Below are 9,983 nucleotides of genomic sequence, written 5' to 3' on the forward strand. Positions count from 1 at the left end.
CCCCCCCCCCCCCCCCCCCCCCCCCCCCCCCCCCCCCCCCCCCCCCCCCCCCCCCCCCCCGCTCCCGTCAATCGGTGCGGTGGTTGAGTTCGCCCCACAGCTTCTTGGACTGCTCCATGCAGAAGGCATTGATTTTGCCCCGCCGTGCGGGGGCCCCGAGCGATTTGATCTGCCCGGGGCGAGTGAATCGCCCCGGACATCAAGGTTTTGCCGGTGGCAAAACGCTTGGTGAGGACAAAATCAATGCGGGACTGTTAATAAGTTCTGTGGTTGAGTTCGCCCCACAGCTTCTTGGACTGCTCCATGCAAAAAGCATTGATTTTGTCCTCGTCAATCCCCACGAACTCCCGATCCTTATAGAGCACCTTGCCGTTGATGATGGTGGTGCGGCAGTTCTTGCCCTCCATGCCGAAGAGCATGTGCCCGTCCACGTTCTCGTGGGAGAAGGGGGTGAAGGGCTTGTAATCCATGATGATCACGTCGGCGGCCGCGCCGGGCTTGAGCACGCCCAGGGGCTTTTTGAAGTACCGGGCGCAGATTTTGGCGTTGTTTTCAAAGAGCATCCCGGTGGCCTCCCGCCAGCCCACGTTGGGCAGGCAGGCGTTGTGCCGCTGCATGGGCAGGAGCACCTTCAGGCTCTCCAGCATGTCGTGGGTGTAGGCGTCGGTGCCCAGGCCGATGAGGATGCCCTTCTGGAACAGCTGGAGCACCGGCGAGCAGCCCACCGCGTTGCCCATGTTGGACTCCGGGTTGTGGCACACCATGGTGCCCGTCTCCTTGAGAATGTCCATCTCGGCGGGGGAGATGTGGATGCAGTGGCCCAGCATGGTCTTCTCCCCCAGCACGCCGTTGTAGAGCAGGCGGTTCACCGGGCGGCAGCCGTAGTTCCGGAGGGAGTCGTACACGTCGTTCATGCCCTCGGCTACGTGGATGTGGAAGCCGGTCATGCCGTCGTTGGCCTTGACCATCTGCTCGAAGGTCTTGTCGGAGATGGTGAACAGGGCGTGGCCGCCGAACATGGCCTTGATCATGTCGTCGTCCTGCTCCTTCGCCCACCGGGCGAAGTCGGCGTTCTCGCGGATGGCCTGGCCGCACTTCTCCGCGCCGTCCCGCTCGCTGACCTCATAGCAGAGGTTGGCCCGGATGCCCAGCTCCTGACAAACATCCTTGATGGCGAAGAGGGAGCCGGGGATTTCGCAGAAAGAAGCGTGGTGGTCGAAGATGGTGGTCACGCCGTCCCGGATGCAGTCCAGCACCGTGGCGTAGGCGCAGGCCCGGGTGCCGTCCAGGGTCAGATGCCGGTCGATGTACCACCATTGGCCGTCCAGCACCTCCAGAAAGTTGGTGGGGTTGAACCCGCCGATGGCCAGGCCCCGGGCCAGGCCCGAGTAGATGTGGGTGTGGACGTTGATGAGGCCGGGCATGATGACACCCCCCCGGGCGTCCACAAACTCGGCGTTGGGGTATTTGGCCCTCAGCTCAGACAGGGCCCCCACCTCCTTGATGACTTCGCCGTCCAGCGCCACCGCGCCGTCCTCCGCATAGGGGAAGGCCTCGTCCCGGGTAATCAGTCTTCCGTTTCCAACCAGCAGCATGCGTCATTCCTCCTTTGGATTTCAACCAACAAAAAAGTGCCCATTCCCTATGAATGGACACTCGACTCTGTGACGGCGGTGCGCCAGCACCGAAACCGAATCCCATGTCCATTCAGCCCGTGCGCGAGAGCACTCCGTTGCAGCCACAACCAATCTTCAAATTGTTTGTATAGTATATACAGTTTAATTGGCCTTACATTTGAATTTTAGCACAAAAGCGCCCAAGATGCAAGAGGGTTTGTTGGAAAAACTAAAAAATTTTTAGGCTTTATAATTTTTGTTGAAAAAATACCTGGAAGTGGTATAATATCAACAAAAGCGCCGGCAAAGGAGAGAAAACAGTATGCCAGAAGCGTCCACGCTGCAATTTTTATTTCAGCTTGCCAAGGGGATTGCCAGCCAGTTCGGCCCCAACTGCGAGGTGGTGGTGCACGACCTGGATTCCAACGACCCGGAGAGCTCCATCGTGGCCATTGAGAACGGCCAGGTCACCGGCCGCAAGGTGGGGGACGGCCCTTCACACGTGGTGCTGGAGACCCTGCGGGGCGACCGGGAGAAGCTTCAGGACCACCTGTGCTACCTGACCAAGACGAAGGACGGAAAGATCCTCAAGTCCACCACCATCTACATCCGCAACGACGACGGGACCCCCATCGGCATCTTCGGAATCAACTACGACATCACCCTCATGCTGGCCATGGAGAACATGCTCCGCCAGTTCACCGCCACGGAGAAGGAGTCCCGGGAGCCGGAGGCCATCTCCCGCAACGTGTCCGACCTGCTGGACGAGCTCATCGAGCAGAGCGTCAAGCTGGTGGGCAAGCCGGTGGCGCTGATGCACAAGGAGGACAAGGTGAAGGCGATCCAGTTTCTCAACGAGACAGGGGCCTTTCTCATCACCAAGAGCGGCGACAAGGTGTGCAAGTACTTCGGCATCTCCAAGTACACCCTCTACAGCTACATCGACGAGTCGAAGGAATAAATTCCGTGCCCGGCTTCCTCTGGAAGCCGGGCGCGGTTGTCAATCAGCCGTTCGCGGAGGGCTCCTTGGGCAGGATCAGGTTGAGCAGGATGGCCATGAGGGCGGCCACCACCACGGAGGAGGAGCCGAACACGGTGTTGACCCAGGCGGGGAAGCCCTCGCCGGCCAGGCAGCCGGACACCTGGGTGATCCCCACGCCCAGAGCCACCGACAGGCCCACCACGGAGCTCTTGCGGGGGGTGAAGCCCCCCTCGGTGATCATACGGATGCCGGTCATGGTGATGGTGGCGAACACCGAGATGGTGGCGCCGCCAATGACGCACTGGGGGATGGTGGTCAGCAGGGAGGCGAACTTGGGTACCAGCCCGGCCACCAGCAGAATGAGGGCCGCCAGGGCGAAGACCGCCCGGTTGATGACCCGGTTGACGGTGACGATGCCCACGTTCTGGCTGTAGGTGGCGGCGGGCAGGCCGCCGAAGAAGGCGCCCAGGATGCTCATGACGCCCTGGCCCACAATGCCGCCGGAGAGCTCCTTGTCGGTGGGCATGCGGTCCATGCCGCCCATGGTGGTGGAGGAGAGGTCGCCGATGGTCTGTACCGCATTGACCACGTAGACGATGCCCAGGGACACACAGGCGGCGGGGACGAACTGGATGTCAAAGGGCATGGGCCTGGGCAGAGCGACCCAGGCCGCGCTGCCCACCCCGGACAGATCCACGATGCCCAGGAAATAGGCAATGACATAGCCTGCCAGTATGCCGATGAGGATGGAGGCCAGCTTGGTGATGCCCTTGGTGAAGTGGTTGAGGAAGACCACCACAGCCAGGGTGATAAGGGCCACCGCCCAGCTCTTGGCGCTGCCGAACCACTCTGAGCCTGCACCGCCGGCCATGTACTTTACAGCGGTGGGATAGAGGGACAGGCCGATGGTGAAGATCACCGTGCCGGTGACCAGGGGAGGGAACAGGGGGCGGATCCACTTGACCAGCACCCCGAAGACGATGGCAACGATGCCTCCCACGATCTCCGCGCCCAGTATGGTGGGCAGGCCGAATTCGCCGCCAATGGCCTGGAGCGTGGGGATGTAGGCGAAGCTGATGCCCATGATGACGGGCAGGCCGGAGCCGATGCGGTGGAAGATGGGAAAGAGCTGGAGCAGGGTGGCCAGGGCGGTCAGGATCAGAGAGACCTGGATCATCAGGGTCTTGTCCGCGCTGCTCAGACCGCAGGTGTCCGCAACCAGGATGGCCGGGGTAATGACGCCGACTACGGCGGCGACCACGTGCTGGAGTCCCAACGGGAGAAGCTGTCCGGGCTGCGGGATGCCGCGCCATTGGAAAACGGCATCCTTGCTGGTGGTGTCGGGGTGACTCATTCCAATCGCCTCACAAAAATTTTTTGAAGTACAAATGCATTTTTAGCACATTCAAACTATATCCCATTTTTAGGCTGGATGCAAGTGGAATTTCTTTGACGGAATGGAAAAAAACCAGACTGCTTTTTGTGAAAGATGCTTAAAGCAGCCGCTGCGGACAGGTAAAAAAAGAACGGATTTCCCAGGCGCTTTTGCGCCTGGGAAATCCCTCTTCGATGCAGGGCGGGGCTTACTTGACAGCAATGGCCTCAATCTCGCACAGGGCGCCCTTGGGCAGATCCTTCACCGCCACGCAGGAGCGGGCGGGCTTGGAGGTGAAGTACTTGGCGTACACCTCGTTGAAGGCGGCGAAGTCGGCGATATCGGCCAGGAAGCAGGTGGTCTTGACCACCTTGTCGAAGCCGGAGCCGGCGGCCTCCAGAATGGCGCCCACGTTCCTACAGCTCCACTCGGCCTGGGCGGCGATGCCCTCGGGCATGGTGCCGTCGGCAGGATTTACCGGAAGCTGGCCGGAGGTGATGACAAGGCCGTTGGTCTCGTAGGCCTGGGAGTAGGGGCCGATGGCGCCGGGGGCGTTCTTGGTGTCGACAATAAGCATGAAAGAGTCCTCCTATCAGTTTAAAATGATCCTCTTCCTATTATAGAGGCGGGAAAAAATAAATCAAGGGCCACTGAACAAAATTTTGGAAAGAAAACCGTCAGAGTCGCTTCACAAAAGTGTAAGGCGGGATTTAGTTTTTTTTAAGATCCCTTTGATAACCTTTTCTCAGAATCAAAGGAGGTCTGAACATGGAGCCAATTCTGAGTGTGGAGCATCTGCGCCGGGACTACGGCGGACGGGGAAGCGTCACCCACGCGGTGGACGACGTAAGCTTTTCCGTGGAGCGGGGGGAGTTTGTGGGGATCATGGGTGCCTCGGGAAGCGGAAAGAGCACCCTGCTCAACTGCATCGCCACAATTGATACCCCCACAGCAGGGCATATCCGGGTGGAGGGGCAGGATGTGACGGCGCTGAAGGGCCGCTCCCTCTCCCGGTTCCGGCGGGAGCGGCTGGGCTTCGTGTTTCAGGACTGCAACCTGCTGGACACCCTCACCGCCTTCGAGAACATTGCTCTGGCCCTTACCATCCGGGGGACTCCGGCGGGGGAGATCGAGGGGCGGGTCAAGGAGACGGCGGAGCTGCTCGGCATCACCGACTGCCTGAACAAATACCCCTACCAGATGTCCGGCGGACAGCGCCAGCGGACGGCGGCGGCCCGGGCCATCATCACAGACCCCGCCCTGGTGCTGGCCGACGAGCCCACCGGCGCCCTGGACTCCCGCTCCGCCAAGCTGCTGCTGGACCGGTTTGAGGCCCTCAACCGGGAAGGCCGGGCCACCATCCTAATGGTGACCCACGACGCCTTCACCGCAAGCTACTGCCGCCGCATTCTCTTTTTGCAGGACGGTGCGGTGCTCACCCAGCTTGAGCGGGGCGGGCAGAGCCGCCGGGCGTTTTTCCAGCAGATCATCGGCGTGGTGACCCGCCTGGGAGGTGATCAGAGCGATGTTCTCTAAGCTGGCCTTCAAAAATGTGGGGCGCAGCATGAAGGACTACGGAGTGTGGTTTCTCACCATCGCCTTCGGCGTGTGCCTGTTCTATGTGTTCAACTCCCTGGAAACCCAGGCGGTGTTCCAATACCTGGGCAGCGGTCCCCAGGCTCCCACGGCCCAGGCCATCCGGGAGCTCATCGGCATGCTCTCCGTCTTTGTGTGGGTGGTGCTGGCCTTTCTGATCCTCTATGCCTCCGGCTTCCTGATTCGCCGCCGGAAGGGAGAGCTGGGCACCTACCTGCTGCTGGGCATGGAGCGGGGGCAGGTGGCCCGCCTGCTCCTGCTGGAAACCCTGTGCATGGGGGTGCTGGCCCTGCTGGCAGGCCTGGGGCTGGGGGTGCTGGCGGCCTGGGGCCTGTCCGCCTTCACCGCCGGGCTCTTCGCCGTGCCCATGACGGAGTTCACTTTCTCCGTCTCCCTGGCGGCCATGGGGAAAACGGCCCTGGCCTTCTCCCTTATCTTCCTGCTGGTAATGCTCTGCCACGCCTTTGCCGTCTCCCGGTGCAGGCTCCTGGACCTGATGCAGGCCCGGCGGGTGAACCAGGAGCTCAAGGCCCAGAGCCTGGGGGTGTCGGTGGTTCTCTTTCTGGCGGGGGCGGGGCTGCTGGCCGTCGCCTACGCCATGCTCCTCACCCGGGGCCTGCTGCGGGTGGACGCGCTGTTTTGGGTGATGATCGGCCTGGGCAGTCTGGGCACCCTGCTCTTCTTTCGCTCCCTGTCCGGGTTCCTTCTGCGGGTATGCCAGAGCAGCAAGCGGCTCTACTACAGGAACCTCAATATGTTTGTCCTGCGGCAGTTCAACGCCCGCATCAACACCACCTACCGCTCCATGACGGTGATCTGCCTCATGCTCCTGCTGGCCATTGGCATCACCGCCAGCTCGGTAGGGCTCAACAACACGGTGGAGCAGATGACGGCCGAGCAGGCCCCCCAGGACGTGGAGCTGCTCTTCTACCCGGAGCAGGAGGGAGAGGTGGACCTCCCCGCCCTGCTGGCGGAGGGAGGCTTCGATCCGGAGGCAGAGTGCGCCTTCTCGCTGGCCGTTCCGGTGTATCGCACCGGGGAAGAACGGGCCATCACCCAATCCATGCACGACGCCATCGCGGGCCGCTGGGGCCAGGACGCGGCATACGCCTTCCGGGCGCACCACGGCCTGGACGTTCAGCCGGACGGCGCGGCCCAGGGAGCTCACATCGACGGCTGGTATTTCCTGGCCGACTATGCTGGGGACAAATATGCTGCGGAGGCGCGGTTTCAGGAGGCGCTGTCTACACTGGACACCCTGGGCGTCTACGGCTGCACCACCCGTATCGGGACCTGGATGGAGGTTATGGGCACCAAGGTGCTGGTGCTCTTCATCGGCCTGTACCTGGGGGTGGTGTTCCTGCTGGCCTCGGCGGCGGTGCTGGCCCTTCAGCAGCTCACCCAGGCGGCGGACAACGCCCCCCGCTACCAGCTCCTGGCCCGGCTGGGCGCGCCGGAGCGGATGCGGGCCCGGTCGGTGGATATCCAGGTATTCCTCTCCTTTTTCCTGCCCCTGGCCCTGGCGCTGGTCCACGCCGCCGTGGGCATGACGGCGGCCAACGCGGTGATCGCCGAGGTCGGGAAGGTGGACGCGGCGGCCTCCAGCGCCGTGGCCGCGGTTCTGCTGCTGGTCATCTACGGCGGCTATTTCCTGGCCACCTGCTGGGGCAGCCGCCGGATCGTGCGGAGCGGCTGAGAAATGCGAAAAAATGCTTGAAATCGGCGGGGAAATGTGCTACGATAAAATCCACGTTTGAAAGCGGCGCGGGATAACTGCGCCCATAGACCATAGCGTATGGACGAATGATGCCCCATCCGGGGCCGAAAGGACGATGCAGCGTGAATATCCCCCAGTTGATTCTGAGCATTGTGGACGTGGCGGCCGCGATTTTCCTGATCGCCGTGGTACTGCTCCAGTCCGGAAAGAGCGCGGGCCTGTCCGGTGCCATCGCCGGCGTGGCGGATACCTTTATGGCCAAGAACCGGGCCAAGACCTGGGACGCCAAGCTGGCCAAGCTGACCAAATGGGTGGCCATCGGCTTTGTGGTAATTACCTTTGTCATGTGCCTGCTCTAACAAGCACAAAAACCGCCCTCCCGTTCGGGAGGGCGGTTTTTGTATCTTTCGATGCCGGATGAGACAAAATTATGGTACAATAGCAGCAGACGCCGCGCCTGGGGGCGGCGGCACCCGGAGCATCCCGGCCGGAGGACCGGAGTGCGGAAGAAAGGGAACGATGATATGAAACAGGATAAGCAGGCCGGCGGGCTCGCCGGAATCTATCAGGCCACCAGCCGGGGCTTCGGCTTTCTGGTACCGGAGGACGGCGGGGGGCGGGAGGATGACTGGTTCATTCCGCCCCGGGCGGAGGGCGGCGCGTGGCACGGCGACCGGGTGCTGGCCCGGCCGGAGGACGAGGGAGGGGAGGAGGGCCGGCGGCGCACCGCCCGGATTACCGCCGTGGTGGAGCGGGCCAACAAGACGGTCACCGGCGTGCTGGTCCGGCACAACCGGGGGCTGTGGCTCCGGCCGGACAGTGACCGGCTGCCCGGCCCCATCCAGGTGCTCACCAAGCGGAAGGGGGTGCGGGCCGGGGACCGGGCCGCCGTGGCCATGACCAGCTTCGGAAGCGCCAAGCACCCGCCCATGGGTACCCTGCGGGAGGTGTTCGGCCCCGCCGGGGACCGGGAGAGCGCCGTGGCCGCCCTCCTGTACCAGTACGAGATCGACCGGGAATTCCCCGACGCCGTGATGCTCGAGGCCAAGGCCGCCCCCCAGTCGGTGGAGGAGAGCGCCGTCGCCGGGCGGCTGGACCTGCGGGACAGGGTGATGATCACCATTGACGGGGCCTCCTCCAAGGATCTGGACGACGCGGTGAGCCTGGAGCGGGACGGCCTGGGCCGCTGGGTGCTGGGGGTGCACATCGCCGACGTGAGCCACTACGTGCGCCCCGGCTCCGCCCTGGATCTGGAGGCCTGGGAGCGGGGGACCTCGGTGTACTTTGCCGACCAGGTGGTGCCCATGCTGCCCCGGGAGCTGTCCAACGGCATCTGTTCCCTCAACCCCCGGGTGGACCGGCTGGCCCTGTCCTGCGTCATGACCCTGACGCCGGAGGGGGAGGTGGTGGACCACACCATCGCCAAGAGCGTCATCCGCACCACGGAGCGGATGACCTATGAGGACTGCAACGCGCTGCTGGCCCACAGCGACCCCGCCCTGGCAGAGCGGTACGCCCGGATACTCCCCATGCTGGAGGACATGGCCGCGCTGTCCCGGGTGCTGGAGGGCCGCCGCAGGCGGCGGGGCGCCCTGGAGCTGGACACCCGGGAGAGCTATGTGGTGTGCGACGAGAGCGGCACGCCGGTGGACGTGGTGCTCCGCACGCCGGGGATCAGCGAGGGGCTCATCGAGTCCTTCATGCTGGCGGCCAACGAGTGCGTGGCCGAGCATCTGAACCGGCTGGACAAGCCCTGCGTCTACCGGGTTCACGAGAAGCCCTCCACGGACAAGGCGGAGACGCTGCGGGCCATGCTGGCCCCCCTGGGCTACGATTTGAAGGAGGCCGACGGCCCCTCCCTCCAGAAGCTGCTGGACACGGCGAAGGGGAAGCCAGAGGAGGCGGCGGTGTCCATGATGGTGCTCCGCTCCCTGATGAAGGCCCGGTACGACGGGGAAAACCTGGGGCACTTCGGCCTGGCGGCCAAATACTACTGCCACTTCACCTCCCCCATTCGCCGCTATCCCGATCTGATGGTCCACCGCATCCTCACCGCCCTGCTGGACGGGAGGCTGTCCGGCGGGGTGGAGAGGAGGCTGGCCGCCGCGGTCCAGAAGGCGGCGGTGCAGTCCTCCCAGCGGGAGCTGGCCGCCCAGAGCGCCGAGCGGGAGATTGAGAAACGCTACATGGCCGAATTCATGGCGGGCCATGTAGGGGAGACCTTTGCCGGAACCGTATCCGGCGTCACCCGCTTCGGCCTGTTTGTCCTGCTGCCCGGCGGGGTGGAGGGCCTGCTGGGGGTGGAGGCCCTGCCCGGCCGGGGCTACCGCTACGACGAGACCCGCCTCACGCTGACGGAGGAGGGGGGCGGGACGGCCTACACCTTCGGTATGCCCCTGGAGGTGGTGTGCGCCGCCGCCGATCCCGCCACCGGGCAGATCGATTTTGTACTGCCTGGCGGCCAGCTTGCCCCGCGTCCCACCCGTCCGGCGGAGCGCCGGGAGGAGATGCCCCCGCGCCGGGGGAAAAACAGGCGGGCCATGCATGTGCCCAAGGGGCGGAAAGGGAGGAAAAAACGATGACAAAACGGATGCTATTGGCTGTTTTATTACTAATTGTATTCGCTCTGCCTGCCGGATGTCAAAAACAGGGGGGAGAACCGACTCAGCCCACCGCCCCCGCGCCCACCATTTTGCC

Annotated in this window: 8 protein-coding genes; 5 read left to right on the top strand and 3 right to left on the bottom strand. The window is 63.6% G+C overall.

Features of this window, described 5'->3' with window-relative positions; translation table 11 throughout:
• Window positions 1–254: 254 nt before the first annotated feature.
• Entirely contained in the window at window positions 255–1,595 is a 1,341-nt protein-coding gene (gene ssnA / locus ACESY8_RS18960) for a putative aminohydrolase SsnA (RefSeq protein ID WP_024723537.1), read from the bottom strand.
• Between the two features lie 343 nt (window positions 1,596–1,938).
• Here ssnA and ACESY8_RS18965 point away from each other — a divergent pair, with 343 nt between their 5' ends.
• Window positions 1,939–2,577: a helix-turn-helix transcriptional regulator gene (locus ACESY8_RS18965; protein ID WP_007490632.1), complete on the top strand. Its 639-nt coding sequence runs from the start codon at window positions 1,939–1,941 to the stop codon at window positions 2,575–2,577.
• 43 nt (window positions 2,578–2,620) lie between these two features.
• Here ACESY8_RS18965 and ACESY8_RS18970 read toward each other — a convergent pair whose 3' ends face one another.
• Window positions 2,621–3,952, bottom strand: a complete 1,332-nt coding sequence (locus ACESY8_RS18970) for a uracil-xanthine permease family protein (protein ID WP_009259059.1) — start codon at window positions 3,950–3,952, stop codon at window positions 2,621–2,623.
• Window positions 3,953–4,181: 229 nt separating this feature from the next.
• Window positions 4,182–4,550 (bottom strand): RidA family protein, encoded by a 369-nt coding sequence (locus tag ACESY8_RS18975; protein ID WP_044939067.1) that lies wholly within the window; start codon window positions 4,548–4,550, stop codon window positions 4,182–4,184.
• A gap of 191 nt (window positions 4,551–4,741) precedes the next feature.
• On the opposite strand from ACESY8_RS18975, the gene ACESY8_RS18980 reads away from it, so the two are divergent.
• The 4 genes from ACESY8_RS18980 to rnr all read left to right on the top strand — a co-directional run bounded on the left by ACESY8_RS18980 (window position 4,742) and on the right by rnr (window position 9,868).
• The gene (locus tag ACESY8_RS18980; protein WP_007490640.1) at window positions 4,742–5,509 is read left to right on the top strand and encodes an ABC transporter ATP-binding protein; all 768 of its coding nucleotides are present in this window, start codon (window positions 4,742–4,744) and stop codon (window positions 5,507–5,509) included.
• Complete coding sequence (locus ACESY8_RS18985; RefSeq protein ID WP_054339280.1) at window positions 5,499–7,265, top strand: FtsX-like permease family protein; 1,767 nt, start codon at window positions 5,499–5,501, stop codon at window positions 7,263–7,265. The genes ACESY8_RS18980 and ACESY8_RS18985 overlap by 11 nt, the downstream gene beginning before the upstream one ends.
• A 143-nt stretch (window positions 7,266–7,408) precedes the next feature.
• Entirely contained in the window at window positions 7,409–7,645 is a 237-nt protein-coding gene (gene secG / locus ACESY8_RS18990; protein ID WP_009259063.1) for a preprotein translocase subunit SecG, read from the top strand.
• A gap of 51 nt (window positions 7,646–7,696) precedes the next feature.
• Window positions 7,697–9,868 carry a ribonuclease R gene (gene rnr, locus ACESY8_RS18995; protein WP_498794933.1) on the top strand — a complete coding sequence of 724 codons (2,172 nt, stop codon included), beginning with the start codon at window positions 7,697–7,699 and terminating at the stop codon, window positions 9,866–9,868.
• Window positions 9,869–9,983 lie beyond the last annotated feature (115 nt).

Source organism: Clostridium sp. ATCC BAA-442 (assembly GCF_964239415.1).
GTDB classification, from domain to species: Bacteria; Bacillota; Clostridia; order Oscillospirales; family Oscillospiraceae; genus Flavonifractor; species Flavonifractor plautii.

Coding starts and splice junctions, on each gene's coding strand:
- ACESY8_RS18970 (WP_009259059.1), bottom strand. CDS start 3,952: ATGAGTCACCCCGACACCACCAGCAAGGATGCCGTTTTCCAATGGCGC.
- rnr (WP_498794933.1), top strand. CDS start 7,697: ATGCCGGATGAGACAAAATTATGGTACAATAGCAGCAGACGCCGCGCC.
- ACESY8_RS18975 (WP_044939067.1), bottom strand. CDS start 4,550: ATGCTTATTGTCGACACCAAGAACGCCCCCGGCGCCATCGGCCCCTAC.
- ACESY8_RS18985 (WP_054339280.1), top strand. CDS start 5,499: ATGTTCTCTAAGCTGGCCTTCAAAAATGTGGGGCGCAGCATGAAGGAC.
- ssnA (WP_024723537.1), bottom strand. CDS start 1,595: ATGCTGCTGGTTGGAAACGGAAGACTGATTACCCGGGACGAGGCCTTC.
- ACESY8_RS18980 (WP_007490640.1), top strand. CDS start 4,742: ATGGAGCCAATTCTGAGTGTGGAGCATCTGCGCCGGGACTACGGCGGA.
- ACESY8_RS18965 (WP_007490632.1), top strand. CDS start 1,939: ATGCCAGAAGCGTCCACGCTGCAATTTTTATTTCAGCTTGCCAAGGGG.